The 25769-nt window shown below is 60.1% G+C and carries 22 protein-coding genes and 1 pseudogene; 12 read left to right on the forward strand and 11 right to left on the reverse strand.

The features are described 5' to 3' along the window. The first annotated feature begins 207 nt into the window (after window positions 1-207). The gene (locus AB7008_RS36050; protein ID WP_304490873.1) at window positions 208-1206 is read left to right on the forward strand and encodes a hypothetical protein; all 999 of its coding nucleotides are present in this window, start codon (window positions 208-210) and stop codon (window positions 1204-1206) included. A gap of 125 nt (window positions 1207-1331) precedes the next feature. Here the strand turns inward: AB7008_RS36050 and AB7008_RS36055 are convergent, their stop codons facing one another. Continuing rightward, window positions 1332-2234 (reverse strand): hypothetical protein, encoded by a 903-nt coding sequence (locus tag AB7008_RS36055; protein ID WP_441260335.1) that lies wholly within the window; start codon window positions 2232-2234, stop codon window positions 1332-1334. A gap of 116 nt (window positions 2235-2350) precedes the next feature. After that, window positions 2351-2917 (reverse strand): hypothetical protein, encoded by a 567-nt coding sequence (locus tag AB7008_RS36060; protein WP_304490875.1) that lies wholly within the window; start codon window positions 2915-2917, stop codon window positions 2351-2353. A gap of 373 nt (window positions 2918-3290) precedes the next feature. Between AB7008_RS36060 and AB7008_RS36065 the strand changes: the two genes are divergently transcribed. From AB7008_RS36065 to AB7008_RS36085, 5 genes and pseudogenes are all read left to right on the forward strand, one after another. After that, complete coding sequence (locus AB7008_RS36065) at window positions 3291-4319, forward strand: hypothetical protein (RefSeq protein WP_304490876.1); 1029 nt, start codon at window positions 3291-3293, stop codon at window positions 4317-4319. Window positions 4320-4522: 203 nt separating this feature from the next. Further along, window positions 4523-5584 (forward strand): HlyD family secretion protein, encoded by a 1062-nt coding sequence (locus AB7008_RS36070; RefSeq protein WP_304490877.1) that lies wholly within the window; start codon window positions 4523-4525, stop codon window positions 5582-5584. Continuing rightward, a complete protein-coding gene (locus AB7008_RS36075) occupies window positions 5581-7911 on the forward strand; it encodes an ABC transporter permease (protein WP_304490878.1) in 2331 nt (776 codons plus the stop codon). Before AB7008_RS36070 ends, AB7008_RS36075 begins: the two co-directional genes overlap by 4 nt. Next, a complete protein-coding gene (locus AB7008_RS36080; protein WP_441260336.1) occupies window positions 7898-8872 on the forward strand; it encodes an HlyD family secretion protein in 975 nt (324 codons plus the stop codon). The genes AB7008_RS36075 and AB7008_RS36080 overlap by 14 nt, the downstream gene beginning before the upstream one ends. A 340-nt stretch (window positions 8873-9212) precedes the next feature. Continuing rightward, window positions 9213-9755 (forward strand): annotated as a pseudogene (locus AB7008_RS36085) (lipid A biosynthesis lauroyl acyltransferase); the annotation flags it as partial. On the opposite strand, the gene AB7008_RS36090 reads toward AB7008_RS36085, so the two are convergent. The 6 genes from AB7008_RS36090 to AB7008_RS36115 all read right to left on the reverse strand — a co-directional run bounded on the left by AB7008_RS36090 (window position 9735) and on the right by AB7008_RS36115 (window position 15688). After that, window positions 9735-11351 carry a B12-binding domain-containing radical SAM protein gene (locus AB7008_RS36090; protein ID WP_441260337.1) on the reverse strand — a complete coding sequence of 539 codons (1617 nt, stop codon included), beginning with the start codon at window positions 11349-11351 and terminating at the stop codon, window positions 9735-9737. The pseudogene AB7008_RS36085 and the gene AB7008_RS36090 overlap by 21 nt on opposite strands. Before the next feature lie 216 nt (window positions 11352-11567). Beyond that, window positions 11568-12014, reverse strand: a complete 447-nt coding sequence (locus AB7008_RS36095) for a Rap1a/Tai family immunity protein (RefSeq protein ID WP_441260338.1) — start codon at window positions 12012-12014, stop codon at window positions 11568-11570. A gap of 669 nt (window positions 12015-12683) precedes the next feature. Then, on the reverse strand, window positions 12684-13370 hold the full coding sequence (locus AB7008_RS36100) for a hypothetical protein (RefSeq protein ID WP_441260339.1): 687 nt from the start codon (window positions 13368-13370) through the stop codon (window positions 12684-12686). Between the two features lie 88 nt (window positions 13371-13458). Further along, window positions 13459-13656, reverse strand: a complete 198-nt coding sequence (locus AB7008_RS36105; RefSeq protein ID WP_014493472.1) for a hypothetical protein — start codon at window positions 13654-13656, stop codon at window positions 13459-13461. 209 nt (window positions 13657-13865) lie between these two features. Further along, on the reverse strand, window positions 13866-14450 hold the full coding sequence (locus tag AB7008_RS36110; protein WP_441260340.1) for a protein-S-isoprenylcysteine O-methyltransferase: 585 nt from the start codon (window positions 14448-14450) through the stop codon (window positions 13866-13868). A gap of 5 nt (window positions 14451-14455) precedes the next feature. Continuing rightward, a complete protein-coding gene (locus AB7008_RS36115) occupies window positions 14456-15688 on the reverse strand; it encodes a hypothetical protein (RefSeq protein WP_441260341.1) in 1233 nt (410 codons plus the stop codon). A 116-nt stretch (window positions 15689-15804) separates the two neighbouring features. Here AB7008_RS36115 and AB7008_RS36120 point away from each other — a divergent pair, with 116 nt between their 5' ends. Next, entirely contained in the window at window positions 15805-16593 is a 789-nt protein-coding gene (locus AB7008_RS36120) for an SGNH/GDSL hydrolase family protein (protein WP_304490884.1), read from the forward strand. A gap of 182 nt (window positions 16594-16775) precedes the next feature. Next, window positions 16776-17036, forward strand: a complete 261-nt coding sequence (locus AB7008_RS36125) for a hypothetical protein (RefSeq protein WP_028156861.1) — start codon at window positions 16776-16778, stop codon at window positions 17034-17036. Between the two features lie 588 nt (window positions 17037-17624). Here AB7008_RS36125 and trpC read toward each other — a convergent pair. Then, window positions 17625-18470, reverse strand: a complete 846-nt coding sequence (trpC, locus tag AB7008_RS36130; RefSeq protein ID WP_304490885.1) for an indole-3-glycerol phosphate synthase TrpC — start codon at window positions 18468-18470, stop codon at window positions 17625-17627. Between trpC and AB7008_RS36135 the strand changes: the two genes are divergently transcribed. From AB7008_RS36135 to AB7008_RS36150, 4 genes are all read left to right on the forward strand, one after another. Continuing rightward, a complete protein-coding gene (locus AB7008_RS36135) occupies window positions 18460-18804 on the forward strand; it encodes a hypothetical protein (protein ID WP_304490886.1) in 345 nt (114 codons plus the stop codon). The two genes, trpC and AB7008_RS36135, sit on opposite strands and share 11 nt — an antisense overlap. Before the next feature lie 132 nt (window positions 18805-18936). Further along, on the forward strand, window positions 18937-19392 hold the full coding sequence (locus AB7008_RS36140; protein WP_014493466.1) for a (2Fe-2S)-binding protein: 456 nt from the start codon (window positions 18937-18939) through the stop codon (window positions 19390-19392). A gap of 4 nt (window positions 19393-19396) precedes the next feature. After that, complete coding sequence (locus tag AB7008_RS36145; protein ID WP_441260342.1) at window positions 19397-21604, forward strand: molybdopterin cofactor-binding domain-containing protein; 2208 nt, start codon at window positions 19397-19399, stop codon at window positions 21602-21604. A 236-nt stretch (window positions 21605-21840) separates the two neighbouring features. After that, window positions 21841-22857 (forward strand): helix-turn-helix transcriptional regulator, encoded by a 1017-nt coding sequence (locus tag AB7008_RS36150; RefSeq protein ID WP_304490888.1) that lies wholly within the window; start codon window positions 21841-21843, stop codon window positions 22855-22857. 49 nt (window positions 22858-22906) lie between these two features. On the opposite strand, the gene AB7008_RS36155 is transcribed toward AB7008_RS36150, so the two are convergent. Both AB7008_RS36155 and AB7008_RS36160 read right to left on the reverse strand, forming a co-directional pair. Beyond that, entirely contained in the window at window positions 22907-24064 is a 1158-nt protein-coding gene (locus AB7008_RS36155; RefSeq protein WP_304490889.1) for an adenylate/guanylate cyclase domain-containing protein, read from the reverse strand. An 84-nt stretch (window positions 24065-24148) separates the two neighbouring features. Next, on the reverse strand, window positions 24149-25744 hold the full coding sequence (locus tag AB7008_RS36160; RefSeq protein WP_441260343.1) for a GMC family oxidoreductase: 1596 nt from the start codon (window positions 25742-25744) through the stop codon (window positions 24149-24151). Between the last annotated feature and the right edge of the window lie 25 nt (window positions 25745-25769).

Raw genomic sequence — 25769 nt, forward strand, 5'->3', positions numbered from 1 at the left:
TATCGCTCGTTCGACATTGCTCCGTGTCTACGCCTCCAACCTACGAATGAGGCTCTTCGATTTGCCACTGCCAGTTGGTGACCCGAATGAATGCAACCATCGGACCGCCTCGAGGTAGCGGCGACGAATAAGTATTGGTGGCGAGAACGCATAGTTCCGCAGGAATCAGCGAGGGGAGGTCTTACATTGCCGAACCAGGAAAAGCCCTTGAAGCCTGTCGTCGAAAGCTATGTACCGCCCGCGGGAATCCGGCATGCGGCGACGGCAGGCGAGACCTGGATATCCCTTGCCAAGCGGATCGGCATCGACCCCTGGGACCTCATCGAGTTCAATTTTCCGGGCATCAAGCTCGTCAAGCAGCGCGATTTCCAACAAGCCACGCGCCAGGTCAACTGGTACCTGGCCGAGTATGTAGGCTGCCGCGCGATGTCGCCCGATCGCCAGAATTTCGCGTTTTCCTCCGGTACGACCGGCGGGAGAGGTGGATGGCGAGGGGGATTCATCTATCTGCCGCCAGGTACGCCGCCTCCCCCGCCGATTGCGCCCACTCCACCGGTTGCACCCACCCCGGCGGCTCCGACCCCGCCGGAATGTGAAGGAAGCCGACCCGACTTCGCGCGCGTGCTGGACGTGAGCGAACGGGATTTCGCGCGCAACGTTTTTGGCCCGACGCTGCCGCCGTGGGAGACAATCGCGATTACCAATGGCCTGGGAGCAGGCGGAAGACCGTGGACGAACGATGGACCGTTCTTCAGGGGAAGCAATCCCATGGTGCCGAGCATGCGGTATGCCATCAATCTTGGCAGTGTCGCGTTCAGTAACCTGGCATCCCCCAGCCCCACCTTCGGTCTCTTGTGCGACGACTTCGGTCGCATTTGCGACCTCTTCGTGCACGAAATGACCCATGTGTGGCAGGCGTTCAACGATTCAAACTGGACGATGGCGCGCTCCTTCTGGGCGCAGACAATCGGTTCCGGCTACGAGTACACGCCGGGCGATTCCTGGGACTCCTACAACGTCGAGCAACAGGCACACATCGTTGAAGATTGGCACAAGTACAAAATCAGCTCTCCGATGCTTGCCGAGGAGCGCTATCCCTACGTCCGGCTCGTGATCCGCTCTGGACGCCTCACTTTTCCTCGCGGGCTGGATCTTGTGGCATTGAAAAAGGACCTTCAAGATCTGCGCGCAAGGCACCTGGACTAGAATCCGCTGCAACGGAGTGGTCGGGAGTCCACTCAAATGAAGCACCAACACTCGGAGAATTCGACGCGGTGCGGTAGCGCATTCTCCCTCTCAAGAGTCTTTTTCCGATTTGTCCAGCGTGCCGGTCAGCTTCGCAGCGCAAGCACACGGAGAAGAATTGCGCGGCCGCCATGCGACAGGCGATCGTGAAACAGTTCGGAGAGCCGGTCTCCACGCTTCCGCACCGAAAACCTCTTCTGGAGTTCATGGGCGCGAGACAGCGAGCAATAGAGAAAATCACGGCGTAGCCGGCGCAAGCGGCTGCCATAGCCTTTAACATCGGCGCTCGCGTAGGCCTCCATCAGGGTGCGCACCAAATAGTCGTCGCTCGGATCAACATAAGTTTCGTGGGAAACGCTCGATGATCGCATGGACACGGGTTCATCGCTCGACAGAAACAAGTTCCTGCGGGTCAGCCCATCCGATACGCCCGTCGCTTCTTTGGTGAACTTTCCATAGTTCACAAAAGGCAGCGCTGCGAGCTGCCGGCGCAGATTTTCGAGCGTCGCCGACGGGATCCGGACGCCGTTGCCCGCGCTGGTGTCGAGCTTATTGGCGCGCACCGTGGCGTAGAGGTCGCCCCAGAATTTGTCCCAGGGGGCGGTGCCGTTGCGGTTAGACGACGGATTCTTGCGAACGCTATATGTGGTTTGAGTGAGGTAGGCCGCCAGTTCGCCCATGTGGCGCGTAACAGTGCCGTCAGGATCATAGACGTCGATCATGGCATGGACGCACTCATGCAGGAGCAGCGCCCGATCGCTATCATTTGCGGGCGGCGACTTCTTCTGCGTCAACAGAACATCCGTTACCTGATCGTAGAAGGCGAGATCCTGAGTGCCGCCCTTCACCAATATGTTGCCGGCACGAATGTGATCGCGAACCGTCGTCAAGTATTCGCCCTTGATATGGATCTTGTCGACATAGAACTCGATGCCAAGCGCTATCGAGTCACTGAGTGTGTCCAGGACGTCGCCTTCGGTCAGTGGCATGCCCTATCTCCCTTGCGTGGTCGAGCAATAGCGGTCCGGCTAGGCCCCGCAAGCGCTGAAACGCTGTCCGCACGAATAGGAGCCGCCCGCCCCTCCGTTCGCGTTGTGGAAGGTGGCTAGATCGTCCCGCCGCCGCCGGCGAAGATTTCGACGACCACAGCGCGATTGGCGGCCCTGTTCATCACGGTCGTGTTGTCCTTCAGATACTCGTAGTGTGAAGCGGGCTTGACGGAGAAGACGCGCGAGCGGGCGCTTGGGCCGAACAGGTGAAAGACGTTTTTGGCTCGGCCCGTGCGCAGGAAGATGTTGTTCCGTTCGGCGCCGGTGCTGTCGCTGTATCCGACGATCTGGAACTGCAACGACTTGTCGGTCTCGAATCGGATGAGCTGCGCTGCCAACAGCGGATCGCGCTTGGCGATGTTCTTGAGATGCCGCCAGTCGACGCCGAAATCCCAGATGATTAGATATTGGCAGATGCCGGCCGGCGGGACCAGATTGACGTCCACACCGAGATGGCCGACCTCGGTGCGGGACGTCGCGACTTCATTGGCCACGTACGGAAAGACGTCGGCGCTGTGAACCTTGGCAAGCGGCGAGCACTGCGGTTGCGTCGCCATATTGGGCATCTGTTCCACCGGGCCCGGCGGCGTGTATTGCGGCAGTGGCTGCGGCGCGCGTCCCATGGCAATTTCTCCCGTTGCTGGCGTGGCCTGCCCTAAGCTGAGCGCCGGAGGGAGCGTCGGCTCCCACCACGGCTATGACTAGTAGTGACGTGAACGCTCGGGGAAGTTCAAAGGCGAGGTGCGGGCGCCCTCAACAGGGCCATTAGCGGACATTGATTGGCCTTCCGCGCTCTCCGGAAAGCGGAGTAGGCTACGCCTATTGTCGTCCGTGCCCAATTGTTGCGGAGGGACTGGCCATGAAACTTCGCCGCCGAAACTTTCTGATTCTCGCCGCGGGGGCCGGCCAGATTGTGTTCCCGGGGCCGAACGAGGCTCTCATTTCCGCACGCAAAATTTCGCGTTGACGGACCGAACTAAAACAGGAGAACCAGACATGGCCGCCTTTCAAGAGGTTTTCCGCCGCTCCGGCATCGATGAGCGCCGCAGCCCGCCGGGCATGGTGGTGCCGTTCGGCGGCTCCAACATCGTGGCGCTGATCGATCCCGGAAGAAAGCTCAAAGTCGATCCCAACGCCCATGCCCTCGGGATCAAGGAGATCGATGGCGCCGATACCCTTAGACGCGTCATGCAGGCCAGAGACACCTTCTCCAAACCCGATATCGATCCGCAGCTCAGGGCGGCGTCGCTTCCCGCTACCTTCAATGGCGATGCACGTTTTTTCGAAATCAATGGCCGGATTAAGCCGATTGGTTTTCCCGGCCTGGAGGTGGTGGCCCGGTCGGCCGGCCGGAAGATCGAAGCCAAGCTCCATGTCGTCGTGCTGCCGGAAATCAAGATCAAGGTGGCGTTCCGCAATGTCATGGTTCCGGGGGGTGGTGGCGCTCCGGCGTTTCACGCCAAGAAGCCCTGCAACGAGCAAGATGAATTGCTGACGATGAACAATATATGGAGGCCGCAGGCCAACATCCGCTTCGAGCGGGTGCCAAGCGACTGGCTAGTGATCGACGACTCGCAGGCTGCCATCAAACAGGAGCTCGCCAATGCGACTGGCATGAAGGATGCGAGCCTAGCGACCTTTCCCGATGTCATCGACATCGAGAAACTGAAGGGCTTCTTCGTCAAACACAAAGTTCAGGGCGCCCATCTAACCATTTTCTGCGTCGACAAGGTTTGGTCCAATGGCGGCTCCGCCAATGGCTCGTTTGCTCGAGGGCTGGACCTTGCCCTCATCAGCTCGCAGCGCGGGCCTAACACGACTGCCCATGAATCCGGCCATTTCCTCGGCTACTACTCGAAGAGCGCGACCAAACCTTGGGACAGCCAAGGTCACACGCTGGAGACCGATCCGAAAACCGGAAAAGAAAACAGAGCGGAAGACATCAAGATGCTGATGCGCGGCGGAGGCGCCGGGTGGAAAATTCCGTTTAATCTCGTCAAGGAGTTCCGCGACTTCCCCGGCTAGCATCCGAAGATCAGACAGAAGCTGGAAATCGCTCCAGACAGAGCAGCAGCTTTCAACAAGTCAGGGATCAAACATCCAAGCGTGGGCAACGGACAGGTTACATGGTCGGCTCTGACTCAAAACAATTCATCGCCTCGCGATTGCGGCTGGGCCTGACAACCGAATAAGCTAAGGCCGTCCGGCCACCAGAAAGGGAGTCAGGCATGGACGTGCCAAGCTCTGACAAGGACGTTCAAAGCACGCCCGACGTGCCGAGTAACGGACCGGCGAAAGCCGCGCGCAACCCGACACGCACGCCCTCTATCATCGTCGGTGTCGTTGCGGCTGCTGTCGTCGGGCTTTCCGTCTTCTATCTGTTGCGCCCGGAGCCCTTGCTGGTTCAGGGCGAGGTCGATGCAACGCGGCTCGATATCGCGGCGCGCGTGGACGGACGGGTCGGCAAGATTCCCGTCGAGCGCGGCCAGAACGTGGCTGCGGGCGCAGTGCTGGTCCAGATCGACAATCCAGAGACGCTGGCCAAGCACGAGCAGATGAAGGCGGCCAAGGCTGTCGCGGACGCGCAGCTTGCCAACGTGCTGGTCGGAACGCGGGTGGAAGTGATCGCGGCACGGAAGGCGGAAATGGAGCGGGCGCAGGCGGCGCTGGTGCTGGCACAGAAGACGTTTGACCGTACACACACCTTGACCGAGCAAGGCAACGCGCCGCAGGCCCGCCTCGACCAGGCAACCGATGCGCTGCACGAAAGCGAGCGCGCCGTCGACCAGGCCAAATCGGCCTATGAGCAGGCGGTCAATGGCTACACCAAGGAGGAGCGGGCCATTGCCAAGACCAATGTCGAAAAGGCCAGTGCCGATATCCAGAGCGTTCAATCGATCATCGACCAGCTCGTGGTTTATGCGCCCGTAGCCTCACAGATCTATCAGCGCAACGTGGAGCCTGGCGAATATGTATCGCCGGGCGTCCCGCTCATCACCTTGATCAATCTGGCCGACCTCTGGGTGCATTTCGATCTGCGCGAGGATCTCGTCAAAGGCCTGAAGGTCGGCGATCGCTTCGATGTCCGCATTCCGGCCCTCGGCGACCACTCCATCACCGTCGAGATCAAGCTGATCGCGACCAAGGGCGAATATGCGAGCTGGCGCGCCACGCGCGCGTCCGGCGATTTCGATCTGCGCACGTTCTCGATCCGCGCCTATCCCGTACAACCGGTGCCCGAGCTGCGGCCGGGGATGAGCGCCTATCTCGACTGGCGGTCGCGGCAATGATAGCGGCCTCCAAGCCCGGGTTCTGGATGGTCGTGCGGCGCGAATGCCGCTGGCTGATCCATGATCGCGTGGCGCTGCTGCTGATTCTCGGCGTGCCGCTGTTCGCCTTCGTGGTGCTCACGACGGTGTTCAGTCATCCGGTCATTCGCGGGTTAGGCGTGACGGTCGTCGACGAGGACAAGTCGGACGCCTCGCGTGCCCTGGTCGAATACATTGCGGCGTCGCCGAGCCTGAAGATCGTCGATCGCTCCGGCACGCTGTCCACGGCCGTGCAGGACATACGTTCCGGCAAGTCGATCTCGGCCGTCCATATCCCGTCAGATTTCGAGCGCGACCTGAAGGCCGCGCGCCGCCCGCAGATCGTCGGATTTTATAACCAGCAGTTTTTGACTCCCTCCGGCATCGCATCCTCGGGTCTGAGCGATTCACTTTCCGCCGCGGCAGCGGTAGCCGCTCCCGCCAGTCGCGCGGCACCTGCGCCAGCGTCCCTGGGAGCGCTCAAGGCGGAGACCATGGCGCTCGTCAATCCGCAGAAGAACTACGCGCAGTTCTTGCTGCGCGCGCTGCTGCCGACCATCATCCACGTGGTGATGACCCTTGCCGCCGGCTATTCCGTCGGCTCCGAATTCCGCCGCCGCGACGCGCGGGCGTGGCTCGAAAGCGCCGGCGGCGATCCGCTTGTCGCGCTAGCCGGCAAGCTCGCGCCGCTGTTCTGCATCTTCGTCCTGATCATGCTGGCCGAGCCGCTGTTCCTGGAAGGCGTGCTGAATATCCCCTTCAAAGGTAATCTGCCGTTGATGATCGCGGCGGCCTCGCTGCTGATCATCGCCTATCTGTCGCTCGGCGCCCTGCTCCAGCTTCTGGTCGGCGATCTCGCCACCGGACTCGGGCTTGCGGGCCTGATCGCCTCACCCGCATTCGGCTATGCCGGCGTCGGCTTTCCCACCATCGGCATGAATGCCTTTGCGCAGACATGGGGTGCGATCCTGCCGCTTCGCTGGTACATGGCCGTCCTGCTGGGACAAGCCGCGCGGGGATTGCCGGTCGCGGATTCCGCTATTCCCTTCGCGGCGCTTGCGGGCCTGGCGTTGCTGTTTGCCGGCCTGGCATGGCTGCGCATGGCGAACGTCACCCGCAAGGGCTGGTTTGCGACGGCGCGGGCTGCCGAGCCATCCGAGGCCAGCGACACGCCGCGCGGCGTCGGTGGCGCCTTCGCGGCAGAGTGGCGGCGCGTGCTGGGAACGCGGAGCGCCTTCACTCTCCTGTTTGTCGCCCCGCTGGTCTACGGCATCTACTATCCCCAACCCTATCTGAACCAGATCCTTCGCAAGCTTCCGATTGCGGTCGTCGACAACGATCTCAGCGATCTCAGCCGGCAGATCGTCGAAACGCTGGATGCGAGCGGCGCATTGAGCGTGACGGTTCGCTCCCGAACACTGGCCGAAGCACGCAGCGCGATTGATCGCGGGCAGGCCTTTGCCGTCGTCGAGCTTCCGCCCGACACGGAACGCGACGTGCTCAAGGGCATCACCGCTCACATACCCGTCTATGCGGACGCAACCTATCTGTTCATCTTCCGAACGAGCGCCAGCGGGTTGGCCACCGCCATCGGAACCTTGACGTCCGAGCTGGTTTCGCGCGGCGCGCGCTCGGATGGCAGCCTCGTCAAGGCGAAGCTTGCGACGTCGAGCCCGGCCGATGTGCTGCTGCAGCCGATCTTCAACCCGGTCGGCGGCTATGCGAGCTACGTCGTTCCGGCGGCGTTCATCCTGATCCTGCAGCAAACTCTGCTGATCGGCGCGGCGATGTTGACCGGCACTGCGCTAGCAAGTGGAGGCTCAGCCTTTGCCGGCGTGCTCGGCCGCGGCATCGCGCATCTGACCGTCTACCTTCCTGCGCTCGCGCTCTACGTCATCGTGCTGCCCCGCATCTACGGTTTTTCGACGCTCGGCCATCTTCCACAGATCCTCGCGCTCGCGAGCGTCTTTCTGCTCGCAACGAGCTTCATGGGTCAGGCCGTCGGGGCCTGGTTCACGCGGCCTGAGAACGCAACCATCCTGCTGCTGGCGACGAGCCTCCCGCAGTTCTTCATGGCCGGCTTCGCGTGGCCGCGCGAAGCGATTCCAGATGTGGCCCTTGCGTTCGGCCGGCTGTTCCCGGCCGACTCCGCGATCGACGGCCTCGTGCGTATCAACCAATTAGGCGCCGGCATCTGGGAGGTTTCGCATGACTGGCTCGCGCTGTGGTGCCTGGCGCTCGGCTATTTCGCGCTCGCGGTGATCTCGGCATTTGCCGTCAGGAGGAGACAGGGATATGCCCAACCTTAGACCTGCCGCCTTCATCGCCATTCCGCTCGCGCTGGTCGCGGCGGGCGTGCTGCTCTATGTCATCCGACATCGGGCGCCGCCCGCGGCCATCATCGGCGTCGTGCGCGCGACCGAGATCAGGGTCGAGCCGGAGGTCAACGGCCAGCTGGTCTCGATCGCGGTCGAGAAGGGAGCCTCCGTGAAGGCCGGCGACGTCGTGGCGCGGCTCTCGGCGGTGGAGTTGACGGCGCAGGCGGACCAGGCACGTGCAGCGCTCGCGTCGGCGACCGCCAACCGCAACAATGTCTATGCCGGCGTCCGTCGCGAACAGGTCGATTCGCTGAAAGCCGCTATCGCCAAGGCCAGCGCCCGCCTCGACTTCGTGCAGGCCCAGCTCACCCGGACCAGCATGCTGGCGCGCCAGAGCTTTGAATCGCAGCAGTCGCTCGACCAGGCTGAAAACGACGTTGCCAGCGCGCGTGCCGGCGTAGCCGAGGCCCAGGCCAACTACGATGCGGCCGTGGCGGGACCGACCCGGGAGGAGCGCGCGATCGCCGACGCGCAGGTGCAGGCCGCGGCCGCCGCGGTCACCGTGCTCGAGCGCCGCCTCGACAAGATGGTGTTGCGCGCGCCGGCCGACGGCGTGGTCAGCGTCATCGCCGCCGAGGTCGGCGAGAACGTTCGCGCGGGCCAGCCGATCCTGATGGTCGAGGCCGCGGGCAGGCAATGGCTCTCATTCAACGTCCGAGAGGATCATCTCGATCGTCTCGCGATGGGGGAAACGGCGAATGTGATGCGGCAAGGCGCCAATGTCGCGACCAAGGCCGTCATCACCGAACTCCGGCCACTCGGCGTGTTTGCCACCTGGCAGGCCGAGCGGGTGATTGGCGATCATGACCGCAACACGCTACGCCTGCGCCTCGATCCCAAGGGAAGGTCGACAGACCTTGAGCCGGGCATGAGTGTCTGGCTTGAGAACTAGCGAGGACCCGAGCTCCGAAGTATCGCTTCGGCTGCTCAAGTCTCAATCGGCTTCGGAGCTGATGTCGCGATTGGACCGCACCCCAAGCCTGGGTACGCTCAAGGTTACGCGCGAAGCACTCGATCGAACCCGCACGATTCATCTTCCGTTGCAGGCGGACTCGAGAGGCGCGCCCTGCGCAACTCGTCGGTATTTTTGATCGCATCGCGTATCGGCGGTATGATGATGCGGGCCGAAGCCTGCGGAAAGCCGAAAGTGTATGCCAAGGTTGTCGTTGCAATGCGGACAAGGCCCCAACTTCGCGACGTGACCAAGCCCCTTGGCCAAGCGGCGGTGGGCGCGGCTCGACGAAAAGCCGGCGCTGATCTTTGCGAGTCATCTCGCCAACTGGGAACTTCCGGCCCTGGCAGCCGTCGCGCACGGGCTGGATACCGCGATCCTGTATCGCCGACCCAAGATCGCGTCCGCCGACCGCATCATCCAGGATTTGCGCACCGTGAAAATGGGCACGCTCATTCCAGCGGGTCGTGACGCGCCCTTAAGACTTGCCGAGGCCCTTAAAAATGGCCAGCACTTTGGAATGCTGGTCGATCAGTATCTGACCAACGGCGTCGAGGTCACTTTCTTCGGCCGCAAGACCCGGGCCAATCCGATGCTTGCCCGACTGCTACGGCAGATTGAGTGCCCAATTCACGGCGTGCGCATCATCCGTCCGCCCGGACAGCGCTTTCGTGGCGAATTGTCCGAAGAAGTGAAGCCGGTCCGCGATGCAGCCGGGCAAATCGACATTCAGGGAACGATGCAAGCGGTCACGTCGGTCATCGAGGGCTGGATCCGCGAATATCCCGATCAGTGGCTGTGGCTACACCGTCGCTGGAGGTAGCACTTGACTAACTGCGGTCGCCCTTAGTGGAGGTACATCGTCCAACTCGGCGATGCGGCGGTCAATCTCGCCGATCACGCGTTCCGAGAACGGCCCGAGGTGCATGTACAACGCCATCAGCATCACGATGTACCGTAGCGCGCCCGGATTGGTCTCCGCGACTTCGACGAAGGTCTTCCAGAACGGCTCGCGAACCTTCGGCAGGGCCCGCATGATCTTGTGTACGCTGTCGATCCCGCCAAGCCTCTTGCGCACATCGCCATCCGGGAGATCGCGTCGCCGGTCGGAGCGGTCGAGCATGGCTGCGAGACGCGACAGCCGTCCCGCATATGCTGCCGGACTGTAGACGTGCCCGAGCACGGCCTTGTAATCGGCAAGGATGTCACGAAGCGGACGCTTAGTATCGAAATTACAGCCGAGCGTGCACTGATCGCCCATCTGCTCGACGTTCATGAGGTCATGGCCCTGGTGCAAGCGACCTTCCGCGGCCAACCGCCGTGTAAGCTGCGTCCCAGGCAGCGCATAAAGCAGTCCAACGATGGAGACCGGAATGCTCGCCTCCTCGATGAGGTCGGCCATTGCCTGTCCTATCGAGGCATTTTCGCTATCGAACCCGACGATGAAGCCAGCGGTGACGAACATGCCGTAGCCGTAAATCTTGTGAATGCACTCGGCGATGTTGCGCTTGGTGTTCTGCTTCTTCTTCATCTGCACGAGCGTCTCGGGATCCGGGCTCTCGATGCCGACGAAGATCGCGAAGAAGTTCGCATCCTTCATTGCCTGCAGCAGCTCGCTATCGTCCGCGATGTTGATCGAGGCTTCGGTTGAAAACTCGAACGGATAATCGTGATCTTCCAGCCAGGCTTTGAGCCGCGGCATCAAGGTGCGGAGGTTCTTCTTGTTGCCGATGAAATTGTCGTCGACAAAATCGACATGCCCGCGATAACCGTGATCGTAGAGTGCCTGCAACTCCGCGAGAATCTGATCGTTGGTCTTGGTACGCGGCACACGACCATACAGCTCGATAATATCGCAGAACTCGCAGGTGAACGGGCAGCCACGCGAATACTGCAAGCCGACGTATAGATAGTGATCGAAGTTGAGCAGATCGTAGCGAGGCATCGGGCTCAGCGTGACATCTATCTTGAATTTCTCGGCGACGAACACGCCCTTGCGTTCGCCGCTTTCCCAGGCGGCGATGAACTGCTCGATGACATGCTCGGCCTCGCCGATCACCTGAAAGTCCGCGTCTGCGTAAAGATGCGGGCTGGAGGAGACGTCCGGCCCACCAACACATACTGGCTTGCCGCGCAGGTGGGCGAGATCGATCAGGTAGATGGCATCAGGCTGCTGGTTGAGCATACCGCCGATCATCACAAGATCGGCCCAATCGAGGTCCGCATCTGTCAACGCTTCGGTATTGCGGTTGACGAGCCGGATGTCCCAATGCTGCGGCAACATAGCAGCGACGGTGATCAGGCCGAGTGGCGCCGTTGGATACTTCGCGCCGACGAGTTCGCAGGCCTCCGCATAGTTCCAAAACGAATTCGGAACGAACTTCGGATAGATCATCAGGACGCGGCAGGGGATTGTCATGGTGTTCCAGCCCGGGCGTTGATGGCACAATGCCCCGCTGTTGATCGGGGCTCAAGGGTTCGCTTCGCTCGTCGATAAGGCGTTGAATGCTGATCGTGGAGGTGTGCACTGCGGTTCAGTTCGCGCACCCTCGGCGGTAGTTCATTGCGAATCAATCAGGCCTGACGCGAACATCGCCGGCCGCAAGGTTAGTATCAGTATCCGCAGATACGCGTTCTATTTGGATTTTTTTGGGGCACGCTTTTTCAGTCCAGTCCCGGCATCGTCCCCGCGGCAGGGCCAAGCATCCCTGAATGCTTCGATCGCGACGGTGATCCCCGGTTCATTCGCTCGATCCGGATTGTTATCAAGATACTGCAGAAAAACCTTCGCACTTTGCAAAGGGCTGCCTTGCGCGGGGGGGCATGCACGCACGTCAGCGGGCAGATTAGGCGAAAAGATCATCGCGGTCTCGATCATCCCCTCACATGCGCCTGCGGACCGAGCTTCGTCCTGATTGCGAAGCGAGTTCTTGACCAGCAGTTCGCAAGACTTTTGCGCGTCGGTTCCCTTGTCGACAACCGTGGCACTGGCCTTCCCCATGATCGCTAGGATAAGGCCGGCAACAATCATATGGACCCGCATCCGCGTCCCCCGAATACCGGCGCGATAGTTTGCAGGCATTGAGTATGCTGCAAGAGAGCGGCCGCCCGCGCCGTTCCAGGCGGCTCAGACGGCTTAGCTCAAAAAATGCGCCTGATCCATGGCGCTCGAATACGAGCGACGTGAACTCAGCTCTTCCATTTCCACAGAGCTGAAGGAGCGCTTTTCGACTTGATAACACGCAGCTTCCCGCGCCGTGACCGCTGCAAAGGTCGGCTACACCGCGATCATGATCGCGGATCGCCATAGGCGGCGACAAGCGTGCTGATGGTACAGATCTCGATTCGGCACGGAGAGCGTCTATTATCCCGCCGTGTACGCGACGTGCACTGGTCGATGTTGATGCTCGGCCTGGACGCAGAACCGTGGCCTAAGTGGTGATCTTCGTCTGCGACGACAAGTTCTGCGAACCTTCCTCAACTACGCCAAGGAGGACTTCACCCTCAGAACGGCTTCCAACAAGAGCTTAGCTACGATCAAGCGGACGTGGAGCTGCCTTGCCGCACAGCGCCACGGACGTTCCCATGATCTCCCGGCCTATTCATCAACCAGGCGAGGTAGCCCACGAATGTTGGTCGTATCGAACCGCATCCTCAAAGAACAAGCTCGCTTGCAAGCCCGCTTGAATGTCTTGAAGACCTCACACCCATCCTGACGCGCGGAAAACCGGATGAACTCAACCCGAGGATTCTAGCCCCGACCGGGTTCAAGCTGCACCGTTTTTCGCCCTCCGTTCAGATCTCTGAGCTTGTTGACGTATTCCTCAGGCTTCAGCAGATGAAACGGAGCGTTTAGGCCCATGAACGTCGCTATGCGGCCGATAAAGGCAGTACAGTTTGTCGTTGCTGCATTCCAGAGCGGCGAAGACTCCTGCTGGCGCTTGATATAAGCAAAGACCTTCTTGGCGTCTGCCTCAGACAAATAGACGCGATAACTGGCCGTCAGATATTGCTCGTCAAGATCACCGTAGGTCGCACCCGTCTCAGAAGGGACAAACATGATGTGTCCCAGGAGATAGGGCACCTCGTCGCCGGCCGGAGCCAGACCAGCGACCTCGACCTTCTTCTCGCTCGTCTTTCCGTACCAGACGAATGCATGACCGTACGTTGCCGCCGTGCGGGCACGAAAATCAACGTAGTAGGGACCCGTGGCGGCAGCTCTTCGAGCTGGCTTTACATCGGATATCGACGGCGTAGCAGCAGCCATGCTCGCCGCATGCTTCGTCGCCGAGCTGGGGAGAGCGTCCCGTTGCTGCTGGTCGGTACGCGCCACGAGTGGTTGCGCGTCACTGACCCCGGCCCCCAAGCCCACAAAGGCCGCCAGCATGGCGGCCTTTGCAAGAAGCTTTAGACCCGGATATTTCCGAATCACTCCCATCTTCGAATCCTCTTGGATCCAAGATCCGATGACACAGGTAGCCTGCTACCCCAAACGAACGCCGCTGGCGTACGAATGGATAGTCAGATCAACCCTTGGTCACCAACGGAGCCGGCGCAGCGACCGGGTATTTGCCCACGGGGCTCTTACCCACGGGATATTTGCCGATCGGGGCTTTGCCAACCGGCGCCGCGGCGGCAACCGGCTGAGGCCGTGGCAGGTCCGCAGCAGCTGCGGTTCCCACGAAAGCCAAAGTAGCGATTCCAAGGACAACGAATTTCAACATCGGTTCTCACCATTGTTCGGGAACGATTGGATTCACCTGACAGGCATATGAATAACCCGACACTCGCCACGGCACCAACGAATAGACCGGGGAGTCGGCGGTTCCGACCGCTTTTTCTGCCGTATGTTGCGGAAATAGCACGCAAATTGAGGCGCCTGGTTCCAAATCAGTCTCGTGGGTACCACAGGTCGAGACGTGGCGGGCCTACCTCAGAGGATCCACGGGAAGACCCGACCGGTCCGCGCCATATAATCGCGATAGCTGTCGCCAAACGTCTGCAACATCATTCGCTCTTCCCTTGCGACGCGGCCAAAGAACAAGACCCCGAAGCCGACCAGGCCCGCCAAACCGGCAATCCAATTCGGCAGCAGCAATGCCTGGGCGATAGCCCACAGCCAAAATGCCGAATACATCGGGTGTCGAACTCTCCCGTAAATCCCTTCCGTCACGAGTTCATGGTTCTCCCGTACGTCGAGACTTACCGACCAATTCCGGCCGAGTGCACGATGTGTCAGGTGAAACACGCTCAAAGCCGCGATCGCAAAGAAAGCCCCCAGCCAAGCCAACCAGGGATAAAAGCTGTGATCTGCGAAACGAGGCATTCCTGTCGCTACGTAGACAAGCGGAACAAGTCCGAGTCCCGAAAGAGATATAAGCAGGAGGGCAATTTCCAGCGGGCCGCGAGCGCTCCGCACAATCCTCGCACGGCGGGAACGCCGCGCGTACTTGTAGCGTATGAGGTACCAGCCGATCGCCAAGGCAACGAAAATGATTTTCGAAATAGTGGGCGTCATTTGAATTAGGCCGCCGCGCCCGGACGACTTGGCAGTTCGCCCTCCGACGGCGCCGCGCTCGCAATCAGTCCTCCGTCGTCAGCGATCATCGACAATGCGCCATCCGGGGCGAGCGTCTGGGATTTGGCTGGAATAGGTCCGCAAGTCAGCATGAAGTAGTCATACGATGTTCGCTTGTCATTTCCGCTGACGAATTGGTTGTGCAAACGGAAGAAGTGGAAGCGGATGCGTCGATAGATCTCGTCGTCGAGCATTCGACTGAATCTCACGACCCTGACGGTCGCTTCGTTCTCTGTCGGCAAGCCCATTTCGGCCATCGGCCGGCTCTTGTAAAAGTTCAACGGGTCGACGAGGGCCTGATAATCGCCCCAGAAGATCGCGCGCGACCTGGCGACGCGCTCCATCGTCACGCGAAAGCGCGTTGCTTTCGGGTGCAGGCCTACTTTGAGTATGGATGATCCAACGCTCAAGAACGTGACGGGAGTTTTATTCCGGCCGAGTTCAGGGTCCTGCTTCAAGGCGCGATCAAGCAGATCAACCGCAAGTACGGCGCCAAGACTGTGCGCTATGACCAAGATTTCGTCTGCGGCAGAGTTGCTCGCCGCAGCCACGAGCTCGGCGGCCAATCTGTCCAGCCTTTGCTCTATTTCCGAATTACCGAATCGAATGTACTCGCAAGAAAAAATCCAATCGTCGAACAAGTCGCCCAGGTGCAGCCAGCGCCACGGACCCGCCAACACGGCCGTGAGCCCGAAGAGGCCGCCACCGGTAGCAATGGGAATTGATCCGGTGATCTTGAATGCAGCCACGCCAATCAAAAAGCCGGCCGCGATGAGCAATCCGAACGTAACGAATGGATAGAGAAAGAAAAGTGCGTAGCGCCAGTTGGTCTGCAAGTAACGCCAAAGAGTGCCGGTCAAAACGAAATCCAGAAACGTCAGAATGCCGACGGAAATGCGTGAGCCGATGCTTCGACGCCCGAAGGCCTCAATTACATCGTGCCATCGGACCAGACGGTAATCGGTTTCGACGAGCCAATCGGGACCAGCTGTCCTCACATTCCATCGTATCTGGTCGGCGGTTTCATGCAAACCATCAACGGCCGCTTTCACTGACCAGGTCCGTTGGAACCTCGCAATTTCGCGCACAAAGCGTCGTTGCGCGCTGGTATGCGACGTGATTGGATCGTAGCCGCCGATATGGAATACCAACCGTTTCGCTACAGGCTTGCCGGACATTGTCTTATTCCCGGACTCATGCGTGTTGCTCGCCGCCCCCTCAATCGACCTGTAATCAAAAACAGACGTTTGACGCCAAGGGTTGTCAAGAGAGAATCCACCAGTTATTGGGGAACATGGGTCGAATTATTCTGCCATGCGTAAGCCGAACCGCTCGAACAATAGCGTCGATCGGTGCTGCCGTGATTGTCGGTTTGTCCAGCACGGCGCCCTCTCGAGCGCAGAACGAGGCATCATCTGGCGAGAGATGCCTTGCTGCAAATTTGGATGTCTCGCTGGGCGCACAATTGCCCCGCACGGCGGCGCGTTTGAGATCTGGTGCGCCGCTAAAGATTGTCGCGATCGGATCATCGTCGACGGTGGGACTCTGGGTACTTAGGTCCGCGGCCACATATCCGGAGGTGATGCGCCGAGAACTCTCCAGGCTTAGATCCAACGCCACGATCGACGTCATCAACAGCGGTCGAGTCGGCGATACGATTCCGAACAACATCGCGCGGTTCGAGCGCGACGTTTTCGCGCACACGCCTGATCTCGTTATCTGGCAATTAGGTACCAATGACGTCGCCTGGGGTGGCCGGCCGGACCAAGGGCTCAAAAGAAACGTTGTTGAAGGGGTAAGGGCACTTAAGGCGGGCTCTGCCGATGTCGTGTTGATGGATCTGCAATATGCGCCTCAGGTGCTCGCCTCAGCTGGCTATTCGACGATGGAGGACATCATCATCGATGTCGCAAAACAGGAACGGGTCGGGCTATTCTCTCGTTTTGCGCTGATGCGAAACTCGGTCAGTGCCGGAGTTGCGCAAAGCGCGCTTGTAACGTGGGACGGATTGCACAACACCGCGGATGGTTATGATTGCATTGGACGAGCCCTTGCCCGAGCAATCTCAACGAGTGCGCGTTGAGAGGTCCTAGCTCAGGCGAATCGAAGGCTGCGGGCTCGCAAGAGTTTGGGCACCGACCGTGACAGCGATGCCGAGCGTGCAGATGTCCACCAACGCGAACAAAGACCAATTATCGTCGACAATCACCGCATCTCTCGCAGCGGTGACAGCAATTCGCGCCGACGCTGTCAGGAGGTGCTCTCATGCACCATTATGCCAGCCAACTTGTTGACCTGTTACTGGTGCTTGTCGCCGCGTGGATGGTGCCGGCCACCATCTTTATTATTTACGCCTATTTCGCTCGTCTTAAGAATCCGGTCACCGAATCGGTCTTTGGACGTGTGGTGATCATATCCTTGTTCATCATAACCACGTCGATCTGGCTCCCGATAATTCTGACCGCCATAGTCCTATCACTGATCGGTCATTTGTGGTTCCGCTTCAGGGGACAACTACGCAAATAGCTACATATTGCCAGAGGCGAAAAAGATGGAGTCGAACTAGAGCGGCCCCTCAGCAAACTAAAAAAGGGAAGCGAAGCAATGTCCGCGTTTCTCCCTGCTCTGACGATAGCTGCTGTCAACTTCATAACAATCGCCACGGCTGCAGAATGGCGACCGCAGTTTCTCTCAGCGTGCCGAAACGGTTGCGCGCAGCAAAGCGGCTTTTCGACGGACGCTTGCTTGCAGATTTGCGTCTGCATGGCGTCAGAGTTGGAAGCAAAGTTTAGTATCAAGACTCTCGGCTCCATTGATCCCCCGAGTGCTGAGCAACTACACCAAACTAACGAAATCAGAATGCTTTGCGTCCGGCGAGTACTAGGACGTTAGAGCATGGACAGCTGATCCGCATTCTGCCGGAGTGGAGCGCCAAGGACGGCATCATCCATCTCGTCTTTCCATCACGGCGCGGCATGTTACCCAGCGTTCGCGAAACGATCGATTTTCTGGCCGCCGCGCTTAAGGCGCGGGGCCAGGGCGCCGTCATGCGGCGTTGCAGATGATCGACGGAAGGCGCACAGGCATTCCAGCGCGGCCTTATGCAGTCGCTTATTAAGAGGATGGCGCGACTCGGCTGGAACGTATTCCCGCCGCCGTCGCCGGCGTGTCCCGCACCAGCAGCGCGCGGGTTGCCGCCGTCACATCGGGCTGGCGCATCAGGCTCTCGCCGACCAGAAAGGTCGACATTCCCACACGCTCAAGCCTGGCCAGATCGTCCGGAGTGAAGATACCGCTTTCCCCGACCATCAGCCGCTCCTCCGGGATAAGCGGCGCTAGCGCCTCGCTGGTCGCGAGCGTGGTCTCGAAGGTACGGAGATTGCGATTGTTGACGCCGACCATCGGCGAGCGGAGTTTCAGCGCCCGCTCGAGTTCGGCCCGGTCGTGGATCTCGACCAGCACATCCATCTGAAGCGCGATGGCGGCGTCCTCAATATCTTTGGCGGCGGCGTCATCGAGCGCGGCCATGATGATCAGGATGCAGTCCGCGCCGTGAGCGCGGGCTTCGACGACCTGATAGGTGTCGAACATGAAATCCTTGCGCAGCACCGGCAGATTGGTCGCCGCGCGCGCCGCCACCATGAAGTCGAGATGCCCCTGGAACGACGGAGTATCGGTCAGCACCGAGAGGCAGGCCGCGCCCCCGGCCTCATAGGCCTTTGCCAGGGCCGGCGGATCGAAATCGGCGCGGATGAGTCCCTTCGATGGCGAAGCCTTCTTGATCTCAGCAATCAGCGCATGGTCACCGCCGCCATGCTTTTCCTTGATCGCGCGGACGAAGCCGCGCGGAGGCGCCGCCGCCTTGGCGCGTGCCTCGATGCTCGTGAGGGGATGAGCACGCTTGGACGCGGCAATCTCCTCGCGCTTATAGGCTTCGATTTTCTTTAAGATGTCTGACATCACTGACCTGTTCGTGGACCTACTTGTCGATCGACCATCTGCGTTGTTTCGACGGGTCGGTACAAATCAATCATTATCGACGCTTACTCACTTCCTCTTTATTAGCCCTTCGCGTTGGTGGATGCGCCAAATGCGCGCGTCACTTTCGCTCTTGGAAGCAATTGTCGAAGCTGAATCAGCCCGCGCCCGCTCGCCGCGCAGTGCGATGCCTTTGGCGGACAGCACCATCGCAGCAGTATTCCCCGCTGCTATGGAAACCATACATGCCGGCTATTGGAAGATTTTGTCCCGCGCTGCGATCAATGGGTGTCGCTATCGGAGATTCATCGAGTAACGCCCCGCGCAACCTCAATCCGTCGCATCTGCCGGAATAGGCCGTATCGGGCGACTTGATCCTGTCGAGGGCTACCAATGCGTGGGCGCCCGTCCACTCACTCCTCACTCCCAACGCGCTCAGGAGGCACGCATGGCATTTACGTTGAAAATCAACGGTACCCCCCATGAAGTCGATGTCGACGGTGACATTCCGCTGCTGTGGGTGCTGCGCGATGTGCTCGGCATGACCGGAACCAAGTTCGGCTGCGGCCAGGCGCTGTGCGGCGCCTGCACTGTGCATGTCGACGGCCAGGCGGTCCGCTCCTGTCAGACCACGATCGACAGCGTTGGAGACAGCGCGGTCACCACGATCGAGGCGATCGGGCGGACGCCGCAGGGCGCAGCCTTGCAGAAAGCGTGGTTGGAGCTCGAGGTGGTGCAGTGCGGTTACTGCCAATCCGGCCAGATCATGTCGGCGGCGGCGCTCCTGAAAGACATGCCGAAGCCGACGGATGACGACATCGGCGCCGCCATGTCGGGGAATGTCTGCCGATGCGGCACCTATCAGCGCATCCGCGCCGCGATCAGGCTGGCTGCTGGAGTTTGAGTTCATGAATGGGCCAATTTTGAGCGAGCAGGTCGCCGAGGAAACAGGCATGTCACGGCGCGCCTTCCTTCAGGGCACAGGTTTGCTGCTCGGCTTTTCGCTGACCGGCGCCAGCACGAGCTCCGTCTTCGCGGCGCCCACTTCGCAGGTCGTCGAGAACGAGGTCACGGGTACTTTTGCTCCGAATGGATTTATACGGATCAATCCAACGGGCGCCGTGACGCTGGTCATGCCGATGGTCGAGATGGGACAAGGGGTCTACACGTCGCTCTCGATGCTTCTCGCTGAAGAACTGGAGGTGAAGCTTGACCAAATTCAGGTTCAGCATGCGCCGCCAAATCACGCGCTTTACGTCAACTCGATCATAGGCATTCAAAATACAGGTGGTTCTGCCTCGGTCCGAGCGTTCTGGACACCGCTGCGTCAGGCAGGCGCAGTAGGTCGCAATCTGCTGATCGGGGCGGCCGCAAAGCGCTGGAACGTCGAGCCGGCGACCTGCCGCGCCAAGGACGGCATCGTCTTCAATGCGTCAGGCGCAAAGCATTTGAGCTACGGCGAACTTGCGACGGCCGCGGCGAAATTGCCTGTGCCGCCGGCGGCAAACGTCAAATTGAAGGAGCCGAAGGATTTCACCTTGATCGGCACGCGTGCCAGGCGCGTGGATTCATCGATCAAGGTCGATGGGCGTGCGCTCTACGGCATCGATACGCGACTACCGGGCATGAAGGTTGCAGCGGTTGCCATTTCGCCCGTGCTCGGCGGCAAAGCGAAAACGGTCGACGAGAAAGCCGCGCTGGCGGTGAAGGGCGTCCGGCAGGTGGTCAACATCGATGAAGCTGTTGCCGTGGTGGCGGATCATATGGGTGCGGCGAAGAAGGGGCTCGAGGCCGCTGCCATCACGTGGGACGATGGGCCGAACGGCAACGTCAGTAACGCCGATATCGTCAAGCAGTTGGAGGAGGCGTCCAAGAAGCCAGGCGCGGTTGCCCGTAACGATGGTGCTGCCGAGGAGGCCCTTGCGGCCGCGGCGCAACGGGTTGACGCCACCTATCAGGTGCCTTTCCTGGCCCATGCGGCGATGGAGCCGATGAACTGCACGGTCCACCAGCAGAAGGATCGCTGCGACATCTGGGTCGGGACGCAGGCGCCTACGATCACGCAGTCTCTGGTGGCCGAACTCACCGGCCTGCCAAAGGAGGCCATCAGAATTCACAATCATCTGATTGGCGGTGGCTTCGGCCGAAGGCTGGAGGCCGATGGCACGGTGCTGGCCGTCAAGATCGCCAGGCACGTCGATGGCCCGGTGAAGGTGATCTGGAGTCGCGAGGAAGATATCCAGCACGATATGTATCGGCCGTACTATCTCGATCGGCTGTCGGCCGGACTTGACGCGGCCGGCAAGCCGGTTGCCTGGACGCATCGGATCGCCGGCTCCTCAGTCATGGCTCGCTATTATCCCCCTTACGTCAAGGACGGATTGGACCCCGATGCCGTCGAAGCGGCGGCCGAGCCGCCCTATGCGCTGCCCAATATCCACGTCGACTTTGTCCGGGTCGAGCCCCCTGGTGTCCGGACGTCTTGGTGGCGCGGCGTCGGACCGACTCACAATGTCTTTCTGGTCGAAAGCTTCATAGATGAGCTCGCTCATGCCGCGAAGCAGGATCCCGTCACCTACCGCAAGGGATTGCTTGGCCACAATCCGCGAGCACTCGCTGTTTTATCGCTTGCGGCGGAAAAAGCGGGGTGGGCATCCCCCCTCCCCGCGCGGCATGGCCGCGGAATTTCAGTACAATTCGCATACGGAAGTTACACGTCGCAGGTCGCCGAGGTCGAAGTAGCGGCCGATGGCTCCGTCAAAGTCAAGCGGATCGTCTGTGCGCTTGACTGCGGAATGTACGTTAATCCGGATACAATCGAAGCGCAGGTTCAGGGTGGAACGCTTTTCGGTCTCACCGCCGCGCTCCATGGGTCAATCACCTTCAAGGATGGTCGGGTCGAGCAGAGCAATTTTGACAACTATCTGCCGATGCGTATCGACGAGGTGCCGGTGGTGGAGACATACCTGATTAAGAACGCGGAGGCTCCGGGTGGCGTTGGTGAAGCTCCGACGGCCATTGTCAGTGCTGCAGTGACCAATGCGATCTTCGCCGCAACAGGCAAGCGTGTGCGCAGCCTGCCGATCGATACAAATTCGTTGAAGTCGTCGTCTTAATCATTCCCATCATCCCGCGCGCGTTGTAGCGCATACGGGATGACGGTCGGGAACTAAAGTCCCGGAGCATAATGGCTATTGGAGCATTCGCGTTCTCCGCAAGTCCAAATTTCGCCTAGTGGCGAGAGGCAAGGTTCAGTGGTACGAACGGCATGGCGACGCCCCCGCTGATCCTCGGAGAACAGATTTCGGAGCACTATCGGTGCTGGTAGCCGTTAGCAGGAGCCACCACAGTCATGCATAATTCGAAATCGATTCCAAAGCAGGCTCTCGTCGGGCAGAGTGTTTCGCCGCCCGCGGGCGCCACTGTCAAATTGTCTACAACAGACCTCAACAATTTGATGCAGGCGCTCGACATAGATGTCATCGCCATGACCGAGATTCTGGTGCCGCGAGGCCATCGAGTCGAATTTGGGACGATTGACGTACCCGGGATCCACTACAACTTAAGTGGCATGGGACGTCTATCAATTGATGGCGGGCCGACGATACCGTTGCGCCCTCATTTACTCATCATCGTGCCGCCAAACACTCCACTCATGATCGAGGTTGACGGTGGAAGTAGCCCTCCGAAGCTCATTTCGAGAGACTGCTGGACTCGTCAAGAAGGCATCCTCCGCGTCGCAGTGCCGAAAGAGCAACCAGAGATCGTCCAGATATGCGGCTTTTTTAACGCATCCTTTGGTCAGTCCGTGCGGCTGTTCGGAGAACTCCGCGAACCGGTCATCGAGCAATTCGAGCCGGCGGACAGGATCGATCTCAAACTTCGCGAAGCCATGAACGAGTTGCTACAGCAAGAGGTCGGCGTTGGAGCCATGACAGCTTCTCTGCTCAGGCAAATCGTTGTCTCGTTGGTACGACGATCGCTCAAGTCATCCCGACGGTGGACTGAACGGTTCTCGATACTTGCCGACAGGCAGGTCACCCGTGCTTTTGCCGATATGGTGGCGCGGCCGGGAGCCGCCCATTCAGTTCAAAGCCTGGCACATAGTGCAGGATTGAGTCGTTCGGCGTTCATGGCGCGCTTCTCGGACATCTTTGGACAATCCCCGATGGCTGTCTTGCGACACTTGAGAATGCGCCAGGCTGCGATCGATTTGACGACAACGACGATGTCGATCGACGCAGTGGCTCTTAATGCGGGGTACGAGAGCCGTTCGAGTTTTGTGCGGGCTTTCCGAAAGGCGTACAATAGAGATCCCAGCGACCATCGGCGGATGGCCAAGGAGGGCGAAGTCCGGAAGGATATCTGAGAACGAGGTCGATCTGATCTTAGACGCTATGCGCTCTACGATGGACACCCTAAGCATCGCGCTTCCTGTACGATAAGCGGGGTCCACCGGTCCCCCCACGACCTCTAGAGGCTCTGCGGCCGGACAGGTCGGCCTGGTTTTGCCGATTCCCACCGTGATTCAATGAGTTCCGCTGGCGAGGCAACCGCCAAGCGCAGTTGGCCTGCGCGCACGACGGCCTGCCAATACTGAAGAGACGGACCGGATCTCTTCGGCCACGCAACATGTGTACGCCTTCGTCGCGAAACGCGGCGGCGAGTTCCGCGCTCCTTTCCGCGGACAATGCATCCATGAATTCGCCGGTGACGAGCAAAGAAGCCTCCAATACCCGGCAATGGGCTTCAACCCGACTAGCGATATTTACGGTGTCACCGATCAGGGTGAGTTCCAATTTCCTTTCATTGCCGACGTCTCCATAGATGACTTCGCCGTAATGGATACCGACGGCGATACGGAGCGACTGGTCTCTCGCCTCAATGCGCCGGTTCCAGGAATCGACGGATTTGATAAGCTCGATCGCACACGCCGCAGCGTTCGTCGCGTCGCGCAGGTTGGTCAATGGCGGGCCGAAAAAGGCCATCAACCCATCACCCATGAACTTGTCGATCGAGCCCTGATGGGAGAACACCACGTCACTGAACATACGTAAGTGGTGTCGCAGCGTCTGGACGACGACATCCGGCGGCCGGTTGGATGAGAATTCAGTGAACCCGACGATGTCGACAAACAGTACTGCTGCACGCTGACAACGCGTAAACGAAAGAGGGGTCTGCGCCTTGATGAGCTGTTCAGCGATGCCTGGCGGGAAGAAGCGCGCCAGGTTCATACGTTCGCGCTCTACCTTCTTGACGCGCTGGTTAGCGGAAAGTCGATGGAGCACAAGCATTGTCGTGACCAAGAGCGCGATCAGGCTAACACTGGATCGCAACGCTGCGGTTCCATTGGGGACGAAGCCGTGCGTAAGAATATAGCTGAGGATGGTAAGCAGTGCGCAGACTATGCCGACGACGACAGCGCCTCCACGATCGAGATCCCGGGCAGCTACCAACACGACGACAACATACAGCGAGGCGACCGCGAACTGCAGTGATGACAAGGTATCGACCAGAAAGATGCCGATGGCGAGTACGGCTGCGGGAGCCAGGTACCTGAACCTTTCTATGCGCATTGGACGCTCATGGCCCGGTGTCAGCTCCCGCGCGGCTTCCCGGTCGGCGTGGGCGGGAGGCCGGCCTCGCCTGCTCGCGCCTCCTTAGGTGCGTTTCAGATCCTCGACCAGCATCGTCGCAGCGTGGCGCGCAAGCGCCTGGGTCGGAGCGTTGGTATTGCCGCTGGTTATGTTCGGCATGATCGAGGCATCGATTACCCGGAGGCCGTCGACGCCGCGGACCCTGAGCCTCGCGTCAACCACCGCTCGTGCATCCTGGCCCATCCGGCAGGTACCGACCGGGTGCCACATTGTCGTCACGACGCGCTTCACCCATTCGCGGATCTCCGCATCCGACTGGATATGCAGGCTGGGGTCCATCTCTTCCTCGATCACCGGCGCCAACGATTCCTGGGCCATGACCTTGCGGATCGCGCGCACTGATTCCACCGCGGCCCTCAGATCTTCCTCTTCGCCAACGAAATTCGGGTTGATGAGGGGCATTGACGTCGGGTCGCTGTCGGCCAACCGCACCCAGCCGCGGCTCTTAGGCTGAAGCACCACGAGTTCGAAAGTGATGCCCGAGCGGTCGCCCGCCGGGCCGAGCTGCTCGTTCAAGACGATAGGAGCGTGATAGCATTGGATCGTGGGCTCGGCGGTGAAATCAGATGGATTCCAGTGTGTCACTGTCTCGATGCCATTACCCGACGCCGGGCCGTCCTTCGTGACGAGATAGCGCAGGCCCGCCTTCACGCTGCCGAGGCCCTGCGCGGCAGCCTGATAGCCGAGATCACCCTTCACATAGACACGGACCGGTACCATCGGGTGATCCTGGAGATTTTCGCCTACCTCCGGAGAATCGACGATCACCGCGATACCGTGTTGGCGCAGCTGCTCGGCCGGCCCGATGCCTGAGTGCATGAGGATCGTCGGGCTATGGACTGCGCCAGCCGACAGCACAACTTCGTTCGCCATGATCCTCTTCAGGCTCGTGTCCATGAACTCAACGCCCACAGCCCGCTTGTTTTCGACGAGGACGCGAACGACGGTCTTGCCGGTGAGCAGGACCACGCGGCCCGAAGTGAGGTGCGGACGCAGATAAGCGTCGACCGCGCTGCATCGGCGCTGGTCTCCGACCGTCGACTGCACCGGCGAGACGCCGATCTGGCTCTTGCCGTTATAGTCGGGATTATAGGGAACCCCATATTCTTGGAATGCCTTGAGACAATATTGGTTCAGTTTATTGATACCCTTGGGCAACTGGACCGCCAGGCCACCATCTATGCCGTGATACTCGTCATGGAAGGTGTCGTTGTCCTCCTGCGCCATGAAGACGGGAAGCAGGTCGTCATACGACCATTTTCCGGTGTCGCCGACCGCGTCCTGCCACGCGGTGAAATCGCGAGTCTGACCACGCACGTAGCACATCGCATTGATCGAGGAGCCGCCGCCAAGTACCTTGCCCGAGCGATATGCTCGCTTCGTCCCGTGCTGGGGAATCGTCTCGTATTTCCAGACGTGCCGGTCGTGGGCCAGAAGTTTGGCGAAGCCCGCTGGGATGTGGATGAACGGATCGCGATCCATATCGCCCGCTTCGATCAGCGCGATCGACGCATCGGTGCATTCGGCGAGATAACTCGCGACGACGCAGCCGGCTGCGCCTGCACCAACAATGACAATATCGTAGGCTTCGTGGGACATCAGTGTCTTTTCTTTCACAGAATTT

Source organism: Bradyrhizobium sp. 521_C7_N1_3 (assembly GCF_052075975.1).
GTDB classification, from domain to species: domain Bacteria; phylum Pseudomonadota; class Alphaproteobacteria; order Rhizobiales; family Xanthobacteraceae; genus Bradyrhizobium; species Bradyrhizobium japonicum.

What these genes read in the sequence shown, in the direction of transcription:
- AB7008_RS36055 (WP_441260335.1), bottom strand. Translation starts at nt 2,234, where the DNA reads ATGCCACTGACCGAAGGCGACGTCCTGGACACACTCAGTGACTCGATA.
- AB7008_RS36060 (WP_304490875.1), bottom strand. Translation starts at nt 2,917, where the DNA reads ATGGGACGCGCGCCGCAGCCACTGCCGCAATACACGCCGCCGGGCCCG.
- AB7008_RS36065 (WP_304490876.1), top strand. Translation starts at nt 3,291, where the DNA reads ATGGCCGCCTTTCAAGAGGTTTTCCGCCGCTCCGGCATCGATGAGCGC.
- AB7008_RS36070 (WP_304490877.1), top strand. Translation starts at nt 4,523, where the DNA reads ATGGACGTGCCAAGCTCTGACAAGGACGTTCAAAGCACGCCCGACGTG.
- AB7008_RS36075 (WP_304490878.1), top strand. Translation starts at nt 5,581, where the DNA reads ATGATAGCGGCCTCCAAGCCCGGGTTCTGGATGGTCGTGCGGCGCGAA.
- AB7008_RS36080 (WP_441260336.1), top strand. Translation starts at nt 7,898, where the DNA reads ATGCCCAACCTTAGACCTGCCGCCTTCATCGCCATTCCGCTCGCGCTG.
- AB7008_RS36090 (WP_441260337.1), bottom strand. Translation starts at nt 11,351, where the DNA reads ATGACAATCCCCTGCCGCGTCCTGATGATCTATCCGAAGTTCGTTCCG.
- AB7008_RS36095 (WP_441260338.1), bottom strand. Translation starts at nt 12,014, where the DNA reads ATGCCTGCAAACTATCGCGCCGGTATTCGGGGGACGCGGATGCGGGTC.
- AB7008_RS36100 (WP_441260339.1), bottom strand. Translation starts at nt 13,370, where the DNA reads ATGGGAGTGATTCGGAAATATCCGGGTCTAAAGCTTCTTGCAAAGGCC.
- AB7008_RS36105 (WP_014493472.1), bottom strand. Translation starts at nt 13,656, where the DNA reads ATGTTGAAATTCGTTGTCCTTGGAATCGCTACTTTGGCTTTCGTGGGA.
- AB7008_RS36110 (WP_441260340.1), bottom strand. Translation starts at nt 14,450, where the DNA reads ATGACGCCCACTATTTCGAAAATCATTTTCGTTGCCTTGGCGATCGGC.
- AB7008_RS36115 (WP_441260341.1), bottom strand. Translation starts at nt 15,688, where the DNA reads ATGTCCGGCAAGCCTGTAGCGAAACGGTTGGTATTCCATATCGGCGGC.
- AB7008_RS36120 (WP_304490884.1), top strand. Translation starts at nt 15,805, where the DNA reads ATGGGTCGAATTATTCTGCCATGCGTAAGCCGAACCGCTCGAACAATA.
- AB7008_RS36125 (WP_028156861.1), top strand. Translation starts at nt 16,776, where the DNA reads ATGCACCATTATGCCAGCCAACTTGTTGACCTGTTACTGGTGCTTGTC.
- AB7008_RS36135 (WP_304490886.1), top strand. Translation starts at nt 18,460, where the DNA reads ATGTCTGACATCACTGACCTGTTCGTGGACCTACTTGTCGATCGACCA.
- trpC (WP_304490885.1), bottom strand. Translation starts at nt 18,470, where the DNA reads ATGTCAGACATCTTAAAGAAAATCGAAGCCTATAAGCGCGAGGAGATT.
- AB7008_RS36140 (WP_014493466.1), top strand. Translation starts at nt 18,937, where the DNA reads ATGGCATTTACGTTGAAAATCAACGGTACCCCCCATGAAGTCGATGTC.
- AB7008_RS36145 (WP_441260342.1), top strand. Translation starts at nt 19,397, where the DNA reads ATGAATGGGCCAATTTTGAGCGAGCAGGTCGCCGAGGAAACAGGCATG.
- AB7008_RS36150 (WP_304490888.1), top strand. Translation starts at nt 21,841, where the DNA reads ATGCATAATTCGAAATCGATTCCAAAGCAGGCTCTCGTCGGGCAGAGT.
- AB7008_RS36155 (WP_304490889.1), bottom strand. Translation starts at nt 24,064, where the DNA reads ATGCGCATAGAAAGGTTCAGGTACCTGGCTCCCGCAGCCGTACTCGCC.
- AB7008_RS36160 (WP_441260343.1), bottom strand. Translation starts at nt 25,744, where the DNA reads ATGTCCCACGAAGCCTACGATATTGTCATTGTTGGTGCAGGCGCAGCC.